13 protein-coding genes are annotated in these 19,611 nt (G+C 49.4%); 7 read left to right on the forward strand and 6 right to left on the reverse strand.

Going from position 1 to position 19,611, the window contains the following annotated elements; translation table 11 throughout:
• Position 1: 1 nt before the first annotated feature.
• From DA718_RS21085 to DA718_RS21105, 5 genes are all read right to left on the reverse strand, one after another.
• Positions 2–859 (reverse strand): MurR/RpiR family transcriptional regulator, encoded by an 858-nt coding sequence (locus tag DA718_RS21085; RefSeq protein ID WP_112215383.1) that lies wholly within the window; start codon positions 857–859, stop codon positions 2–4.
• A complete protein-coding gene (locus DA718_RS21090) occupies positions 859–1,827 on the reverse strand; it encodes an ABC transporter permease (protein ID WP_112215384.1) in 969 nt (322 codons plus the stop codon). Before DA718_RS21090 ends, DA718_RS21085 begins: the two co-directional genes overlap by 1 nt.
• A 32-nt stretch (positions 1,828–1,859) precedes the next feature.
• Positions 1,860–3,359, reverse strand: a complete 1,500-nt coding sequence (locus DA718_RS21095; RefSeq protein ID WP_112215385.1) for a sugar ABC transporter ATP-binding protein — start codon at positions 3,357–3,359, stop codon at positions 1,860–1,862.
• Between the two features lie 16 nt (positions 3,360–3,375).
• On the reverse strand, positions 3,376–4,416 hold the full coding sequence (locus DA718_RS21100) for a sugar ABC transporter substrate-binding protein (RefSeq protein WP_112215386.1): 1,041 nt from the start codon (positions 4,414–4,416) through the stop codon (positions 3,376–3,378).
• 63 nt (positions 4,417–4,479) lie between these two features.
• Positions 4,480–5,460: a TIM barrel protein gene (locus DA718_RS21105; protein WP_112215387.1), complete on the reverse strand. Its 981-nt coding sequence runs from the start codon at positions 5,458–5,460 to the stop codon at positions 4,480–4,482.
• 501 nt (positions 5,461–5,961) lie between these two features.
• On the opposite strand from DA718_RS21105, the gene DA718_RS21110 reads away from it, so the two are divergent.
• From DA718_RS21110 to DA718_RS21125, 4 genes are all read left to right on the forward strand, one after another.
• Positions 5,962–6,828 (forward strand): GNAT family N-acetyltransferase, encoded by an 867-nt coding sequence (locus DA718_RS21110; protein WP_112215388.1) that lies wholly within the window; start codon positions 5,962–5,964, stop codon positions 6,826–6,828.
• A 265-nt stretch (positions 6,829–7,093) separates the two neighbouring features.
• Positions 7,094–9,205, forward strand: coding sequence for a TonB-dependent receptor (locus DA718_RS21115; protein WP_112215389.1), 2,112 nt, complete (start codon positions 7,094–7,096; stop codon positions 9,203–9,205).
• Positions 9,206–9,231: 26 nt separating this feature from the next.
• Positions 9,232–10,440 (forward strand): YncE family protein, encoded by a 1,209-nt coding sequence (locus tag DA718_RS21120; protein WP_112215390.1) that lies wholly within the window; start codon positions 9,232–9,234, stop codon positions 10,438–10,440.
• Positions 10,441–10,985: 545 nt separating this feature from the next.
• A complete protein-coding gene (locus tag DA718_RS21125; RefSeq protein WP_221888553.1) occupies positions 10,986–14,555 on the forward strand; it encodes an autotransporter domain-containing protein in 3,570 nt (1,189 codons plus the stop codon).
• A gap of 85 nt (positions 14,556–14,640) precedes the next feature.
• Here DA718_RS21125 and DA718_RS30740 read toward each other — a convergent pair whose 3' ends face one another.
• Positions 14,641–14,826, reverse strand: a complete 186-nt coding sequence (locus DA718_RS30740; protein ID WP_227015957.1) for a hypothetical protein — start codon at positions 14,824–14,826, stop codon at positions 14,641–14,643.
• A gap of 750 nt (positions 14,827–15,576) precedes the next feature.
• On the opposite strand from DA718_RS30740, the gene DA718_RS21135 reads away from it, so the two are divergent.
• The 3 genes from DA718_RS21135 to DA718_RS21145 all read left to right on the forward strand — a co-directional run bounded on the left by DA718_RS21135 (position 15,577) and on the right by DA718_RS21145 (position 19,605).
• Entirely contained in the window at positions 15,577–16,128 is a 552-nt protein-coding gene (locus DA718_RS21135) for a hypothetical protein (protein WP_112215391.1), read from the forward strand.
• Positions 16,129–16,286: 158 nt separating this feature from the next.
• Complete coding sequence (locus tag DA718_RS21140) at positions 16,287–16,859, forward strand: fimbrial protein (RefSeq protein WP_112215392.1); 573 nt, start codon at positions 16,287–16,289, stop codon at positions 16,857–16,859.
• Positions 16,860–16,983: 124 nt separating this feature from the next.
• Complete coding sequence (locus DA718_RS21145; protein WP_112215393.1) at positions 16,984–19,605, forward strand: fimbria/pilus outer membrane usher protein; 2,622 nt, start codon at positions 16,984–16,986, stop codon at positions 19,603–19,605.
• Positions 19,606–19,611 lie beyond the last annotated feature (6 nt).

Genomic DNA, 19,611 nt, shown 5'->3' on the forward strand with positions numbered 1-19,611 from the left:
ACTAGAACTCCCGAAGATCCTGAACCGCACGCTGGGTTTTCATCAGGTTTTTCTCTGCCCGACTAAGATCCTTTTTAGCGATAGCCACAAACAGCGCATCCAATATATTGAGCTGAGCAATACGCGATGCGGCATTTTCACCAAGTAGATGCGACCCTTGAGATGTTGAATTCAGTACCACATGCGCGTTTTGCGCAATAGGTGACTCTGCATAATTAGTGACGACAATAACTTTGGCGCCGTTACGTGCGGCAAGTTTCACCGGAGCATTCACCGCACGGGTCGCTCCGGAATGGCTTATGGCAATCACCACATCATCATCAGATAACACTGCAGCAGACATCAACATAATATGTGCATCATCATAAACTGAAGACTTTATGCCTATTTTCAGCAGTTTGTGCGCAAGATCGCGGGCAACTGTCGCTGAACCACCAACGGCATACAGGTCAATATGACGCGCTTTAAATATAATATCCGCCGCACGATTGAATTCAGAAATATCAAGAATAGACATGGTCTCTTCGATAGCCTGAATTGAGGTGCGAAATACCTTAGCCAGAAGCTGTTCAGAGGTATCATCAGGCTCAATTTCCGCATGCAATCCCGCAACTTCTGATTCGTTATAATAAATCAGGCTACTTCTGAAATGTCTGAAGCCAGTAAAGTTAAGCTTTTTAGTTATTTTAACAATCATGGCTTCCGAGACATTATTTTCCTGAGCAATTTCTTTTAAAGAAGTCTGCTCCGTCAGATCGGTCCGGGAAATTATTGCCTCAACAACACGACGTTCCAGTGGTGTCAGTTGGGGCAAACGCATACGTATCTGAGCGCCAATGGCTCGTGGATCCTGCTTCATTACTTGCCTCGGGTTGCTCTGTCAATTAACATCGCTATGATAATAATAAGGCCTGTTGCAAGCAATTGATAAAATGCCTGAATATTTAGCAGCGTCAGTCCGTTACGTAATGCCCCCAGAATAATAACCCCGATTAACGTGCCGAATATGCTGCCTTTGCCCCCCATCAGCGACGCTCCACCAATCGCCGCGGCGGCAATGGCATCCAGCTCCCATAATGTTCCGATAGTGGGTTCCGCTGCGCCCAGGCGGCCAATCAGTATCAGTGAGGCCAGCGAGGCAAGAACACCAGAGATGACGTAAACGGTAATTTTCGTACGTCTGACCGGTACGCCCGCCACGCGTGCAGCCTCTTCATTACCGCCAATCGCCAGAATATATTCTCCGATCGGGGTTTTGTTCATCACCGTCCACAGCACAAAAGCAATAATGGCGACAATAACAATCGGCATTGGAACGCCAAACAGCGAGCTGTTAATGATATCCCTGAACGATGCAGGGATACCAAATACCGGATTGCCACCAGTAAAGATCAGCGCAATAGCCCGGAAAAGCGATAACCCCCCCAGGGTGACAATAAACGGCTGTAAGCCAGCCCATGCGATAAGCGTCCCGCTGAAAAGTCCGCACATTGCGCCGACGCCCAGCGTCATCAGGATAGCCAGCGGAACAGGAACCCCTGCAACCATGAGCGAAGCGCCGAAGACGGCTGACATTGCGGCGGTCGGGCCAACGGATAAATCAATACCACCAGAAATGATAACTAAAGTCATTCCCAGGGCAATTAATGCATTAATTGAAGATTGCTGAAGAACATTAAGTAAATTAGGTAACGTCAAGAATACCGGTGATAAAAAAGAGAAGGTAACAATAATTATCAGCAATCCGATTAACGTCCCAGCATCGCGCACATTAAATTTAAGCAGTGAGGACGGTAATGTTCTATTTTTACTTGCTTGTGTCATCATGGTTATGGCCTTTCAATATTACTGGTGATAAGTCAGGCAATATGGCCCGCATCATTAATAGCAAAACGGGCGATATTCTCTTCAGTAATAGAATCCCCCGTTAACTCCTGAGTTATTTTCCCTTCCCGCATAACCAGAACACGGTCAGAAATTCTAATGATTTCTGTCATTTCTGATGAAACCACAATAATGGCTTTACCGGCTGCGGCGAGTTTTTCTATCAGATTATATATTTCTGACTTTGCCCCAATATCAATTCCCCTGGTCGGCTCATCAAATAAAAAAACTTGTGCATCGGCGGCGACCCAGCGACCAATGATTACTTTCTGCTGATTTCCTCCGCTTAAGGTGCCAATCGTTTTTTCAATATCCAGCGGGCGCAGCTTCAAATCCGACATCACTTTATCGGCAACCTGATTGAGCCTTGCGGTGTTAACCAGTCCTGCGCGAGTAAAGTGACCCATCGACGGTAGAGCCATATTCATCTTTACCGCTCGTTCCTTAATAATCCCTTCCTTTTTACGATCCTCAGGGACTAACCCTATCCCGGCTTTGATCGCCGCCCTGACATCCTGACGCTCAACCAGTTGATCATTAACCCGTATCGTACCGCCGGTGCGTTTATCTATCCCGGCAATAAGCTTTAGCAGCTCGGTTCTTCCTGCACCCACCAGGCCCGAGATCCCGAGAACCTCTCCGGCGCAGACGGTAAAACTAGCCGGGCTAACTGCCGAACTCGTCAGTCCTTCAACCGTCAGAACCTTTTGTTCAGTGGCCCAGGAGTTATGCGCAATATGCTCAATTTTCCTGCCGACCATTTTGGCGACAATACTTTCTTCGCTCTCATCGCTGATATTCACTACGCCAACCTGCCTGCCATCGCGCATGATGGTAGCCCGGTCGCACACTTTGAATATCTCATTCATTTTGTGAGAAACGTAGATGAGAGAAACACCCATTGCTTTCAGGTCAGCAATCAACTCAGCGAGGCGCTCGAACTCTCTGGGCGTCAGGCTGGAGGTTGGCTCATCCATAGCAATAATCCTGGCGTCATCAAGCAGCGCTCGGGCAATCTCCACAATTTGCTGCTGCGAGACTTTCAGGTTTTTAATCGGCTCGCCGGGGTCGATAGAAGGATCGAGCTGTTTTAATATCCGCCTCGCCCGCTCCTCTTGCTCCTTCTTATTCAGCCACATTCCCTTTGCTTTAGTGAGCGGGCGTCCAAGAAACATATTTTGCGCAACGGAGAGTTCAGGAACATGCTGTAACTCCTGGTGAATCATAGCGATGCCGGCGTGACGCGCGCTGAGCGGATTTTTTATCAGCACCTGACGCCCACCAACGCTGATGTCTCCTTTATCCGCACTGCGTACGCCGGAAAGAATATTCAACAACGTCGATTTTCCGGCGCCATTTTCACCAATAAGCGCGTGGACTTCCCCTGGTCTGACGCAAAAATCAACATCCTGTAACGCGGCGGTATTTCCGTAAGTTTTATTGATGCCGCGCATCTCTAAACGATACTGTTCCATAAACTCTCCGCGCACCTTATTGTTGGGTCAGTAGCTGACGTAACGCGTTGTTATCTTTAGTCGAAAACGCATCAACGTTCTCTTTGGTTATTAATGCCTGAGGAGTGGAGATCACGCGCGACAGTTTCTGACCGTTAATCAGACGAATCATGACATCCATAGCCACTTCACCAGTCAACACGGGGAAACTATCTACCGTACCGGTCAATTCACCGCGCTTGATTGAGGCATAGGCATCGGAAATCCCGTCGGTGCCGAACACAGCAACCTGTCCGGATTTCTTGAGAGAGCGAACGGCTTCCACTACGCCGAGTGCCATGGTGTCGTTATTGGAATAAAAACCTATCAGGTCGGGATGCTGTTGCAGGATAGTGCTCGCCGCGTTGAATGCCTGCTCGCGACTCCAGTTGGCCGGTACGCTGGCAACAATGTTAAATTTGCCGTTCTCTGCAAGCGTTTCTTTAAACCCACGGGTGCGTTGCCCGGCCGCATAAACACCAGGCTGGCCTTCGATTACCGCCACCTTTCCCCCCTGTGGATGGTGCGCGATGAACCATTTAGCCACGCGAACGCCGTTATCTTTCTGCACGTTCCCGACGTAATATTGCGCGTTGGGCATAACAGCGTCATTCACGTTAATCACCGGAATCCCCTTTTTCTTCGCGCTTTCCAGCGCCGGGGAGAGGTTGATATCCGTCTGCGGAGATACCAGCAGGCCATTAAACCCCTGAGAAATCAGGGTTTCAGCAATGGAAAGCTGGCCTAGCTGATCTTCTTCATTGGCCGCTGCCTGATAGGCCACGGTGAAACCATAACGACTGGCGACGTTTTTATAGCCCTCCCCCAGAGAGCGCCAGTACTCATTGGTCAACGTTTTAGATACACCGCCAATTTTCAGTGACTTATCCGCCGCCGGTAGCGGGCCGTATTTGCTTTCCAGTTGAGACCAGTCAGTTCGATCCGGCTCAGTATCGGATTGTAGCGGCGGTAAATCCGCCGCATAGACGCTTGAACACAACAGAGATGAAGCGAGTACAGAGAGTAATATTTTTTTCATTTTTCAGCCTTTATTCTCATTATGTTTATCGTGGACCTGACGGCTTTGTCAGCATCATTGGTGCTAGCGGGCTAGCATGATGTCATTAACAATTTGTTGAGAGGCGACGGCGTCCTGGCGACCGATGGCATCCAGCAACGGCTGGTTGTTTTCCAGTTTTTCGCACAGTTTCAGCAGTCGCGTGACGGTGGCAATATTTGTTTCAGCCTCACGAATGGGATCGAGGCCGCTGGCATCCGGGAAGGTGTCAAAGTAATAGGCCCCCTGATAGCCATCACGGCGCATTTGCCACAAAAACTCAAGGGTCGCGCGCGGGTTAACGGAGGCTGCCATCAGTCCATCATCTCGTTTTCCCCAACCGTCATTCAGATCCAGTCCTAACAGACGGGAACGGCGCGCAACCATGGCCGCCGCGTAGGCCGGAATTTCATTGGCGAAGAGAACGTGCGCAAAATCAAGGGTGATCCCAAGGTTTGGCGCTCCGGCTTCTTCAACCGCCAGCAGGCAGGTGGTTACGTTCGGGAAGATGCTAAACGCACGTGGTTCATTCGGTTTATATTCGATACTAATATCAATATCCGGCGCATATTCCGCGATCTCACGTACTGCGCCGACCGCATCGTCCCAGATTTTTTTGTAATCGGCCTGGAAGCAATAATCGAAACCATCCTGCCCCATCCAGAGCGTCATCAACCTGGAGCCAAATTCACGCCCGGTATCAATACCGCGCTTAGTTAACTCGATTGCCTCGCGACGAATTTTCGGGTCCGGATGAGTAAACGCGCCAATACGATACTGCGGAGCATCCCAGCGCATCTGCATACCGTTCACGGCAAGACCTGCGTCTTCAATCGCCCGACGCATGGTATTGATATCGTCGTTCATATGCTGAGGGAAGTTCAGATCAAGATGGGTAAGGCCCTTTACTTTCCCGGCACGTTCAATCATCTGCAATACGGTTGGCTTCCCCTTCAGCTCCGGCCAATAGAGATAAGCCCCTGATGCGAAAGAGTTCAGACGGGTGGCGAACTTTAATTCTGACATGTTATGCAATCCTTCAAATACAGTTGTGATGTACTTTATCTTTTCACGATTTTTTGTGAAGTTGTTTTAAACATACTCAACCCGCTTCAATAAGCAAGCGCAATCGCGAAACGTCTGAAAGTTTTGCGATCTCTCTCACGAAAGCAATAGTATGCAAAACTGCAGAAGTGCCCTGGGGTTTATGTAACAGGAAATGGGTAATCTAAAGAGGCGTTCAGGATGAGGTTACTTCACAAATTAAAATTTAATTGTAAATTAACATACTTGGATCTGCGGTTTTTGTATTGCTACTCTTTCAGAGGATAAGAAAGGTTCAGCCTTAGGCGGTTTAACCACAAACAGCTTAACTGTGACCGAGCCAACGTCCTGAAAGATAGCTTTAGGCTGAAACTGTACAAACAGAATAAAAACACCATACTCAACGCCAAAAAGGTGATAGAGAGAGGATGTCTTACCTGAAGGCCTGTCGGATATTAAAACGGATAAAAAAGGAAAATGACGATGACCTGGAAATTAGTTAAGCAAATTGTGCACAATGACGTTTTAAGAAATAGCTTCATTGACCTGGCGATTAAAACCTTCGACCTCTCCTTTAAAGAGTGGTATAGCAAAGGTTACTGGACCGACGCCTATATTCCCTACGCTCTGGTGAGCAACAATAAAGTGATTGCTAACGCCTCTGCCAATATCATCGATCTGGTCTGGCAAGGTGAAGCCCGCCGCTATATTCAAATCGGTACCGTGATGACCGATGTCGACCATCGAAACAAGGGGCTGGCCGGGCAGCTTGTTAATGAAATTCTGGCGGACTGGCAGGATAAAGCCGACGCATTCTTTCTCTTCGCTAACCCGACAACCGTTGATTTTTATCCAAAATTCGGCTTCGAGCGCACCGACGAGCATCAGTATATTATGCCGGTGATGCCCGCAGCAGGCGACTTCCGCAAGCTGGATATGGACCAACCGGAAAACGTTGCGCTATTGCGGCAGTACTATCAAAAATCGAATCCATTTTCGCAACTGCGGATAGAGGATAACTTCGGTTTATTAATGTTCTACTGCTCCGCTTTTATGAAACACTTCGTCTATTATTCCGAGAAAAATCAGGCTATCGCGATTGCGATGCAAAACGGTCCGGCGCTGATCTTTTTTGATATTTTCTGCGATAGCGGCCGCTCGCTACCGGCCATTATTAACGAACTTGCCGATAAAAATACTTATCAGGCCATACTGGGCTTTACCCCCAAAGAGAACCGGGTTGGCGAGTATGAAAAAATCGAAGGGGAAGATATTTTGTTTATCTACGGACAAAAAGAAAATATCTTCAAAGAGAATAAGCTGATGTTCCCGCTGTTATCCCACGCCTGAACCTGAGCAGCAGCCGTATCCCGATGGCTGCTGCGCTTCTCTTCTCAGCCTCTGCACCCTGCAGTTTTCTTGCGGCCAGCTACAAAATATAGCGACTAGCATATGATAATGAAAATCGTTATCATTAGAAACAAATAATTACATCTGGCATTAGATTTTAATTAAAACGCTTTAAAAAGAGCCAGAACACGCTAATAACGGTACACCGTCAGTTAGCCGTGAGCAGTGTCATCAATTTACCTTATGGATAAAGGAGAGATGACGCATGAGCACGCATACCGCCGCTCAACACCACGCTTCAACTGACCGGTCAGAACCGATTGAGTCAGCGAATTTTTCCGGGTTTCCCGCCCTTTTAGTTGGCCTGTGCTGCCTGCTTCCGCTTAATGTAGTCGCCGCAGAGAGCGAAGAGCAGGAGAAAAAGCGCACGGATAGCAGTTATCAGGATCAGGATCTGATGATCGTTACCGGCGAAAAAACCGCTCGTTCGCTACTCGATACCGGCTCCAGCGTTGAGGTGTTCGATAGCCGACGGATCGACAGCATGCCGGGAGCTGAAACCGTCTCTGACCTGATGCGCATGACTGCCAACACCGTCGATATCGGTATCGGTAACGATCTGCCAACCGTACGCGGGGTGGATGGTTCCGGGCCAAGCACCGGAGCCGGAGCGTTTCTCAGTGGGACCCGTCCGCGCCTGGGGCTTTCTCTTGATGGCCGTTCTCTGACCTATAATGAGCAGGCCTACGGTCCGCAGTCGCTGTGGGATATGGAACGGGTGGAAATTTTTCGCGGACCGCAGAGCTATATTCAAGGCCGTAACGCCATTGCCGGGGCCATCGTGATGACATCAAAAGACCCGGATTTTGGCTGGGAGAGCGCCTTCAAAGGCGGCGCGGGTAATCAGCATTCGTCCCAGCTTGCCGCGATGGTCAACGCTCCGCTGATTGAAGAACAGCTGGCCTTCCGCGCCAGCGTTGATCGCCAGCGGCGGCGCAGCGATATCAATTTACCAGCCTACGATCCGGTCGGCGATCCGAGCGAAGTACAAACCACCAGCGCTCGCGCGAAGCTGCTATTCAACCCGGCAGGTCTGCGCAATCTCACCACCAAACTCACCTTCAACCACTCCGATAGCGGAGCTCCACAAAACGAAAGCCTTAACCCGATGCCACACCCGACCAGCTCCCGTTACGACTGGCGGCGGGCGGTGTTTAAAAGCAACGTCAATAGCGGTATCTGGGATCTTGCCTGGGAAGGCGATGACGGCCTGCGGCTGGAAAACCGCTTTATTTACACTGGATTCCACATTAACCGCTACGTCGCCGACGGCCTGCCAAAAGCCAAAATCGATGGTTCTGAAGTGCACGTCGAACCCGTCGTGCACTTCGGCAATAGCGACAGCCGCCTGCGGGGCTTTGCCGGATTACGCTATTTCGACGCCTCACAGGATGAGTCAGTCTATATCTTTGGCGGTTCCACCTTCACCGATGATACCCGCACCAGTTCAGCCTACGGCGAGCTGACCTGGGCGGTCACGCCGCAGGTGGATATTACGACCTCCACCCGCCTTGAGCGCGAGCACCGCAAACGTCTCGGCGGCAGCCAGAGCGTGCGCATTGATTTTGACGAAACTTACAACGTCTTTTTACCGAAACTGGACGTCGCCTGGAAACCGGAGGCCAATCAAACCTGGGGCGCACGCGTTGCGCGAGGCTATAACGCCGGCGGCGCGGGGATCACGCTGAGCGCACCGATCACCAGCTACACCTATGACTCGGAATACGTCTGGAACTATGAGCTTTATACTCGCCACGCCCTGAACGATGGCAACGTAGTCTTAACCGGCAACCTTTTCTACAACGACTACAAAGATATGCAGCTCCCCTATTACCTCGCCGCCAATTCTACGGTAATCCGTAATGCCGATAAGGTTGAAACCTGGGGCGCAGAGATGGGAGCCACCTGGACACCGCGTTGGGATCTGGAGCTTTCCGGCAATATCGGTTTACTGAAAACCAAAATTGCCGAATTCCCCGGCAGCGGCGTTGAAGGTCACGAGCTGGCCCGCGCTCCTGCGTATACCGCCAACGTCGGCGCCGCCTGGCAGGTTGCCAGCGGCTGGGAGCTGAGCGGCAACGTCGCCTTCTCCGACTCCTACTACTCCGCCTACGACAACGACTCACGTGGTCGTATCGGCTCTTATTGGTCGGCGAATGCGCAGCTGGCTTACACCTTTATGTACGGTCGGGCGACGTTGTTCGCGCAAAACCTGTTTGATTCCGACCGCAAGGTGATGGTCAGCAGCAACGATGTTTATACCGCCATTCAGCAACGCTCACGCCTGGTCGGTGCCGCCGTGGAATTACGCTTTTAACGAACACCTTAATTGGAGATAACAGGATGTCTGGGATCCACTTTCGTTTATTTACCGCCTTGCTGATGGCAACGGCGACATTCGCTCAGGCGCAGGAGACGCTTATCAAGCCGGAGGATATTCATCGCGCCGCCGTCGCGCCAGCGGTGGTTGAGCTGGCCTGGAGTGCAAAACAAAATGCCGTGTTTGTCAGCTCGCCGGACTGGAAGGATGAGAAAAAATCGACCGTTCTGCGCCTCAATCCGCAAACTCTGGAAACGCAGGCCACCATCTCTATTGATGTCAAAGGTTTTGGCGTCGCGCTGGACGATGAGAATAATCGTCTCTATTTGACCGAAGGCTTCAACGGCAGCGTGGGGATTGTTGATACCGCCACCAACCGCAGCCTGGGGTCGATAAAATTACAAGATGAGGTCAATATTGAATCAGCCTGGCGTAAAGCGGGCATGAGCGGTGAACGCCTCGATTTTATGCTCGCCGAGCTTAAGCGTTTCAAAATCAGCGAAGGCTATCTGTATAAAGTCCGCGAGGCGCGATTTGATGCCCAGACCGGGCGTCTGTTCCTGCCCGGCCTCGGTTACGGCGTGGACAGCGTGCTCTACGTGGTGAATACCCGCACCGGCAAACTGGAGAAAACCCTTCCCGGCTTCGGTTTCTATGCCGTCGGTATCGCGCTGGATGAAAAAGGACGCCGTGTGTTCGTCTCGAACATGCAGGGTCAGTTGATGACCGTCAATGCCGATACACTGGAAATAACCAGTAAGCATGAGATCCAGGCCGATCAACTGCTGAATCTGGTTTATGACCGCAAAAACGATCGGATTCTGGGCGTTGACCAGGGGATCGATCGCGACAAGTACCGCAACTATCATCTGAAAGAAACCTACACTCGCCGCAGCAGCGGGCATCGCCTGTTCGCCATGAACGCGCAGGACGGCAAACTACTGACCAGCGTTGAGACCCAGGAAGTGCCGATTTCCCTGCTGCTTGATGAAGAGAAAGAACGGGTTTATGTGACCAATCGCGGCGGCGTGCGGGTGGAAAAAGGCGCAGGCTCGCTTTCCGTCTTTGAGAGTAAGACGCTGGCTCATCTGCAAACCCTCCCGCTGCTTCCACACCCAAACAGCCTGGCGCTGGATAACAAAGCGCACGCGCTGTTTGTCACCGTGAAAAACGACGGTGCGGCGGCAAAAGCCAACACCGAAGAAAGCGTAGCGCGAATTCCGCTGCGTTGATGTTTGATTGCAAGTCATCAGGCCCGGCGCAACCGTATGTTGCTGCCGGGCTTTTTATTCACGGGGATATTGGCCTCTCTCTCAATGCTCTTTGGTGGAACTGAGCACGCCCAGTAATAAAATCCGCTGCACGCGAGAAAAACCGAAGACTCAATACTAAGCTGTATCAACGGTCAGTTTATGAGCAAACCACCATCAATCTGACCGCCATTCAATCCGACAATAATAAGGCGACTCTGCGAGCCGCCAGTGACCCTTTTATTATTTTTAGTTTACTGAAGGATTATCACCGTCCGTTTACGGGCAATATATTAATAATCATAAGGAAACTACGTATGGCGATGGGCTGTTATTCTCTCCTCTGCGGTCAATACAGCCCCCGCAGAGTTACAAGTTTCTTGCTAGTAAGCGCCAGTTTATTATTCAGTCATAATGGGGTTGCCGGGGAAATATCCCCTTATACGCCAGAGGTCCTCAGGCAAGCCTATTTAGATTCAGCGGATGCGCTCGCGCAAAACGATCCCGATGCGTTTGAGCGCCTGGGAATGTATTTCACCGTGGGTCTTAACCAGTCCGCCGATCGGTTCAGCCAGAGCGCCAACGATTTTGACAGCCTTCTGGGTAGAAATTACCTGTTGAATCCACAGAACCTGGCGATTAGCGCGTTACCCGGAGACCTTAGCCAGCGAACGCTAAATTATGATTATGAACAGGGAAACTTCAGAGATTACCTTTCCTATTATCTTTATGCCCTGACCAGTTACGATGCCGAAAGCATCAGAGTACTCAATGCGCTCGCCGCAGAGATAGCTTCTCGTTTACCGACCGCGCAAATAACGCCGTATCAGGAACCGGGGATCGCGATTAATGTAAAAGCCGAATTAAACGCCGGGCGCGACTGGAATACGATTTCCCGTAACTGGGATCAACATGCCGCCAGTTGGAAAACACCGGAAGCGCAGACCAATTGGGGGCTTGAAAAAACCGGGGCTTACTACGCCTACGCGCTGGGTATCACCGGTAAAGGGGTCAACGTCGGGGTGCTGGATTCCGGTATTCTGTTGACTCACAATGAGTTTCAGGGAAATAACGCTGAAGGTAACTCCAGAATCCAGGCCGTCACCGCCAGCGGGGTCTATTACGCCACCCACCCGGCCTATTCCACCGAAGAAGATGAGCATGGTGTCCCTATCAGAATCGGAGAGTTCCAGCAGGGCGAAGCTTTTACCCTGTCAGGGGTTTACGATCCCGCCATCAACGACGCCCACGGCACCGAAATGTCAGGCGTACTGGCCGCCAGCCGCGACGGCACAGGTATGCATGGTGTGGCATTTAACGCAAACCTGTTTGTCGCCAATACCGGCGGCACCGATGATAACCGTTTTCAGGGTTCGCGAGATCTGGATTACAACGCCTTTAAAGCCAGCTTTGACGCGCTGGCCGCCCATCACGTCATTCTGGTCAATCAGAGCTGGGGGCAAGATTCCAGGGATGAAGTCGAAAACGATTTTGGTGATATCTCCGCCAACAGCGCCGATAAACTGGCGGCGATGAAAGCCGCATTCCGTCCGTTCTGGGATGCCGTTCAGGCAGGCCACAAAACCTGGCTGGACGCGATGGTCGACGCCGGACGCAAATACTCTTTTGTCCAGGTCGTCTCCGCCAGCAACAACAGTCTGGGCGCCAACCCCGCCACCAACGCAAACCTGCCATGGTTTTATCCTGAGCTGGAGTCACGCTGGCTGAGCGTCAGCGGGCTGGATCAGACTCATGCTCAGGTCTACAACCAGTGCGGTAGCGCAAAATGGTGGTGCATCATGGGCGCATCGGGTATGCCCTCCACCTCACTGAGTGGGGGATATACCCCCAACGCGAACGGCACATCAGCCTCTGCACCTAATATCTCAGGAGCGATGGCCCTGATCGCAGAACGCTTTTCTTATCTGTCACCGACGGAAATCCGCAACGTCCTGCTGACCACCAGCACCCTACAGTTGGCGGACAACCCGGAGCAGCTTCCCGGACCAGGGAGCGAAGATGGCCTGCGCACCTACGATTATCTGCAACCGGTACACAACGCACCAGCAGGAACGCCACAGGTTCCCAATGATTTTGGCTGGGGAATACCTGATTTGAAAAAAGCGATGCAGGGGCCGGGGCAACTGCTGGGCAGCCTGACGGCCGACCTCCCCGCCGGGCTGCGCGATATCTGGGCCAACGACATCTCTGACGACGCCATTCGCGCCAGACAAGCAGAAAACGAGGCCGAACAGCAGGCATGGCGGCAAACCAAACGGCAAAACGGCTGGGAAAATGGACTACCGGACGATGCCAGCGCCGACGATGAATTTGAATATGAAGTCGGTATGAATCGCCAACGGGCTGCGCAAGATCTGGCGTTGGATGCGTTGAGTGGGAAAAATTATGTGGGAAGTCTGATTAAGCTAGGAGATGGTGAGCTGATTCTCAGCGGCAATAATACCTGGCAGGGCAGCACCTGGGTGCGCGGCGGCATGCTGTCCGTCGACGGCACGTTACAACACTCCGCTGTCACAGTTGATGCCAGCGGCGTCGGTACGGTAAGAGAGATAACCGGCGTTATGACCACCTCTGGCGGCGTGCTTGCCGGAACCGGGTACCTGCAACAGGTCACCGTTAACGGCGGCGGGACGCTCTCCCCCGGACATTCCATTGGCGTTATGCACACGGGAGATATCACCTTCAATCCAGGCTCTCTGTATCGGGTCGAGGTCAACGCCAGTGGACAAAGCGACAGCATCCAGAGCAGCGGCCAGGCCCGGCTCAACGGCGGCACCGTTGCCGTAGCGCTGGAGAACCGCCCGAACTTGCTATCACAGCAGGAGGTAACAACTCTGCTGGGCCAGCGCTACACCATCCTCAGCGCGACCGACGGGATCACCGGACAATTCAGCACCGTCATACCGCAATATTTGTTCCTCGGTACCGCGCTGGCTTATGATCACGATGCCCTCTCTCTGGCGGTGGGGCGCAACGCCAGATCATTTGCTTCCGTTGCCACAACCCATAATACCCGGGGCGTCGCACTGGCGGCAGAGGCTTTGCCAACGGGTCATCCTGTGCAGGAGAGTATTCTGCAACTCTCAACTCCAACTGAAGCTCAGCGGGCATTTCGCCAGCTTTCCGGGCAGATCCACGCCGATATCGCCGCCACCTTGATAAACGACAGTCGCTATTTACGCGATACGCTCTATGACCGTCTGCGGCAGGCGGATGATGAGAGCGTCGCCAGTGATATTAAAACCGCATCCGGCAACGGTAGCTGGGCCAAACTGCTGGGAGCCTGGGATCATGCTTCAGCTGACGGCAACGCGTCGGCTTACCACGCCTCAGCCTGGGGCGTATTGTTCGGATTCGATACCCCGCTCAGCGAGACGGCCCGCGTCGGTATCGCCACAGGTTACACCCGAACGCAGTTTGACGGCACCGATAGCGCCTCGGCGAACAGCGATAACTTCCCCCTCGCGCTTTATGGCAGCCAACGCATGGGAAACACCACGTTACGCACTGGTGCAGCATGGACCTGGCACCGCATCGACACCTCGCGTTCAGTGGTCTATGGCATGGAGTCCGGACAACAGAATGCACGCTATAACGCCCGCACAGCACAGGTTTTTGCCGATGTGGGCTACGGTCTTGAGACCGCCTGGCTGACGCTGGAGCCGTTCGCCAACCTGAGCTATATCAGTTACCAGAATCAGGGATTTCATGAGCGAGGCAATGCCGCCGCCCTGTATGCCAGCCGCCAAAACAACGAAGCCACATTATCAACGCTCGGAATGCGGGCGGATAAAATATGGGGTTTGACGAAAACCGTGGCGCTAAAAGTAGGAGGCGAGCTGGGCTGGCTGCATCAGTATGGTTCCACCGAACGCGAGATGCGGCAACGCTTCACCCAAAACGGGCAAGGATTTGATACCCGAAGCGTGCCCGCTTCCCGCGATGGCGCAACGCTGCGCGCTCGGGCAGAGCTGAACATCGGTCCCAACGCTAGCGTGGCTTTGGGGTACAGCGGATTGTTGTCGAATAACAATCAGGATAATAGCGTAGATGCCAGGCTGAGCTGGCGCTTCTGAACGGGCATATCGGTAAAGATCCGGCGGCGCGGGTAACTGCTGCCGCCCTAACTCGTTTCGCTACTTTTTTAACGTATATGCGCGGTTAGTGCGCCACCAGCCACTGTTCAAACGCCTGTAGCGCCGCTTCATTGATCCCGTTTGCCAGCGGCTTCACCAGGCAGTTCCACCCCGGACATATACCGTAGCCGTTACCATTACTGGCGAACACGACGCGGTGCTGGATTCCGGCGCAGCGCACCTGGATTTTTATCCGGAGCAAAGCAGGCATAATGTCATCACTGAACGCATCATTAATCACGTTATACAATGTGGAGAAGATAAAACGCTGCTGGTGATCATTATGCAGGATATTTTGGTCAGAAAAACTCCTTAGACGGAGCAGCAGATCTTCTATGGAATTAACTTATCGACCATTCGGTCTTGGGAGCATCTCTGAGTGCTGGGTTTAGTATCAGAATTCACATTGCATGAGATAAATCACATAAATTAGGACAAAAGCATAAGAATATATTCCCCATCACAAATATGAATTAATCTTTATACATAGGATAATTGCATATTTTTGATTAGTCATTTTGATGTTAAACATATTTCAATGTTGTAATTTTAAAAACCAAACCCATAGAAATGATTCAAAAAACCACAGCAGAACAATAAATAATCACGCAAATTGAAAAAAATAACTCATCGCGCCTCAAAAACAAACAAAAAAAACAAACAAACACACCAATTTCATATGAAAAATAAACATTTTATTATATGGTTACAATAAACATATTGATAATATATAGTTACAGTAAACATATCATTACAATTTATAAGTTCAATTTTCATCATGATTGATTGTATTATTAATTAGCATTTTTATGATTTGTCTCCTCTTTTTTAAAAGCAATATTAAATGATACAACCAATTTTATCTCACCGTAATTTACCGTTAATATTTGTTCAGGGTAAGAAACCCATCTACGCAATACGCTAAAAGGATTAAGCGCACTTCATTAAAGGACTGAATGATATGAATTACCATTTCATCTCTGACGATCGCATGTTTTTGTCTGGGATTAAGATCGTCACGCAAGAGCTTGCTGGCACATCTTTATTTTTAAATCCAACAGAAGGGATCAGATATTTTTCTCCCAAAAGTGGTGATCTTGTCGTTTTAGCTGTCAACAATAGCCATCTCCGTAGTATCTTAATGAAGATAGCGTATAAAAAAAGCTGCCGGCTTCTGATCTTGCTAGATATGCCTGTCGTGACGACAACCCAAACATATTTCCCGTGGCTTGCCCCTAAACGTATGGGCAGTGAGGATTTTTTATTGCTAATCCAAAAAGCAAGTAAATCACCATATTATCTGGGTAGAAAAAAATATCCTCAGAAAATAATTGATTTATTCATTTGCTTAGGTAATGGACATCCGATAGAAGCGGTTGTTGAACACCATAATCTTTCGGCTAAATATATTTACCAAGCGAAACGGAATGTTTTATATAAATATGGCTTTATGAGTTGTAATGCTCTTGCTGTTTTATTTTGCAGAGACATACTCGAAGCATATAATTTTTAGATTTTATATTTTTATACATACTACCTGGTAGCTTTTATATGCTTAAGATAAAGCATGTTAAATAGTTCTGGTGTTTTATTAGGATATAAAAAAATTGTCTCAAGAATACATAATATTCTGAAAGGCATTTCATAACCCAAAAAATGGAGTTTTATCATATGAAAATGAACCGTGTTTTAATGGCTGCTTTAGCTTCCTCTGCTTTGTTATCCGCAAGCGCAATGGCTGCTGACGGAACCATCACCTTCAATGGTCAGGTTACTGCTAGCGCATGTACCACTGTTGCAGGCGCTGCAATAATTGGCGGCACCGCATCTAACAACGCAACTATCGGTCTGCCAAATGTAACCGCCACTTCTCTAAGTGCGGCCGCAGGCACCTACGCGGGACATACACCGTTCACAATTGAACTCAGCGGCTGCCAGGCAACAGCAGCACTGAACAACGTACGTGCTCTGTTCACCACAACCACTTCTCCTGTCGGAGATAGTAATATCATGGGTAACACCGCAGTTGGTGGTGCAGGTGACGTAGGTATTGCAATTTTGTCTGGCGGTACCCAAGTTGATCTGAACGGCGGCCCAAGCGTAGCACCTGGCGTAGCCCTGCCTCCTTCAGGAACTCCAGGGGCAGTCTCTCTGCAATACACCGCAGCGTATAAATCGCTCAGCACCAGCGTAACCACTGGTCCGGTTCAAGGTATTACAGATTACGTCATTTCTTACTATTAATTTTTCACAACCTGAATTATTCAGGACGTGAAAAACTAAAAAAACGAAGATTCAGATTAAAGCTGAATCTTCGTTTACTGACAATTTAAGTATCGCCATCAACGGACTGCTCTGGGTTGGTTACATGGAAAAGAAAAATTATTATAAGGGGTATGCTCCTACCTCCCTGCACAAAGCGATATTTCACCGAAATCTCTTAGGGTTATGCATTTCTGTTATATTAGCCGCTATACCTTCTATTGCTTTGTCCAATGATTTTGAATTTGAAGAAGGTTTTCTGAAGAAGGACAAAAATGGTGCTTCTCCGGATATTTTCCTCATCAAAAACTCTGTATCACCGGGCATTAAACAAGTCGATGTATATCTCAATGAAAGGCTTGTAGATCAGTATCCAATTAATTTTATTGAAAATGCTAAAAAAGATGAAGTGATAGCTTGTTTGCCTTCTGATTTTTTAAAACAAATAGGCATCAAGACTGAAAATTATGATAAATGGAAAAAGCCATCAACTACGCCAGTTAAAAACGTGGTTGAAACAAAAAAGTTACAGGTTTGCGAAGATTTAGCTTCCAGCATTCCTCATTCCCGGATTGATTATGACGACACGGTGCAGATCCTGAAAATTCAGGTTCCACAGGTTGCTATTGATTCAACCCATTTCACTATGATTTCACCAAAAGAGTGGGATCATGGCGTCGCTAATTTACGCACGAGCTACTCTGGCTACTATTACCAAACACAATTAAAAAATACGCACAACAGCAATATTGATGATAAGACCTCCAGTGCCTATATCAACCTGAACAGCGTGGCTGGTTTTGGTCCGTGGCGGTTATTCAGCATTGACTCCTTTAGCCGTGACACACAAGGCAAATGGGATAACAATCACGATCGTTTGTATATGAGCCGCGACTTCGCGCCTGTGCACGGCACATTTGCAGTTGGCGATCTTTATACTAAGACTAAAAGCAGTATTTTCGGCCCGATACCACTGCGCGGTATCTCCTTGAATACTAGCGAAAGTATGATGCTGGATAATGAATTTAGTTATGCGCCAGTAATACGAGGTGTAGCTCGCACAAACGCACGTATCTATGTTCGCCAGCGCAATAATATTATTTACAGCGCGACCTTAACACCCGGTGAATTTGCAATAGATGATATCTACAGCGCTCAGGTTGGTGCCGATCTGGAAGTTACCGTTGAAGAAGCGGATGGTACAAAACAGGTCTTTTGGGTTCCCTTCACAACACTGCCGACCTTACTTCGGCCGGGGACGCTTCGCTATGGTACGGCTATTGGGCAATATCGCGATGGAGCGAACAGTGCCGATCAGCCATGGCTTGGAACAACTAACATAGAGTATGGTTTCGAAAAGATCACTGTTAATAATACGCTGCTTATCGCAGAGAATTATCAGTCCGCAGCAATTGGTACCGCATGGAACGTAGGCAGCCTGGGCGCATTCTCTTTTGAATTTGCTAATGCTTATTATCGTGAGACCTGGAATGACGATGTGTCACATAATGGCTCCGCATTGCGCTTATTATATGCTAAGCAATTTTCTGAAACTGATACGGGCTTACAAATTTTGGGCTACCAATACCGTTCAGAGAATTTCCTTGATTTTTCTGAATTTATGACCCGCTCAAACTATGAAGATATTAATGGTTATGATTATGGTGATAGCGGCTGGAATCGACGCCGCCGTAGTCGGGTTGAGATGAATATTAACCAAGGGTTAGCGGGTAAAGGTAGCCTTTATTTTTCTCTCAGCCAGGACCGCTTTTATAATACATCCGACAAAAGTACATCCATTTCAGGAGGAGCGGGTACCAATATTGGATCGGCGAACGTTTCCTTATCATGGACATACACCAAGGATAATAATTTTAAAGATAACCAACTGAATCTCAATGTCAGTATCCCGCTGCATTGGGGTAAAAATGCAGCTTCAATAGGCACTGTTAACTATGGTTTAACGCGAAACAAAGATAATCGCTACAACCAGACTCTGGGCTACTCTGGTACAGCCCTGGATAACAATCTGAACTATTCAGCTAACTTCCAGCGCAACGAAGAAGGGAACTATAGCGAATCCTTCTCAGCAGGATACAGTTCCAGTCTCGCCGCGTTAAATGGCTCCGTCGGGCACGATGATAATTCTACGCAATTTTCAGCAGGAATGAGCGGCGGGCTGGTGCTTTATCGCGGAGGATTAATACTGACTCCAGCGCTAGGCAGAACCATCGGTATTATTGAAACACCTGATGCCAGCGGCATCGGTGTTAATTCAAGTAATAATGCGAAAACAGATTATTGGGGACGCACCGTTGTTAATTATCTGACACCGTACCGTTATAATACGTTGACGCTTGATACAACCCATGCCGAAAACGTTGAACTTAAAGAAACTACGCGAAAGGTTGTGCCATCTGAAGGTGCCGCCGTCCTTTTGCATTTCGCCACACGCTCTGGCAGGCGTGCGATGGTTGAAATAAAAAGCGCCAAGAAAATTCCCCTCGGCGCACCTGTTTATATAGAGGGCGAAAAGGAAGAAGCCGGCATTATTGGAAATAAAAACGTGGTTTATTTAAGTGGCCTTGACGCACGTATCCAACAGGTATTACAGGTTGTATGGGGAGACGGTAATACACAACAATGTCGATTTAATTTACCTCCAGCGACTAAAGAGCAATTAGAACGCGATAACTGGTATAAAAAAATTATCGTACAGTGTGAATGATCTTCT

Source organism: Klebsiella huaxiensis (genome assembly GCF_003261575.2).
In the GTDB taxonomy this organism is placed as follows: Bacteria; Pseudomonadota; Gammaproteobacteria; order Enterobacterales; family Enterobacteriaceae; genus Klebsiella; species Klebsiella huaxiensis.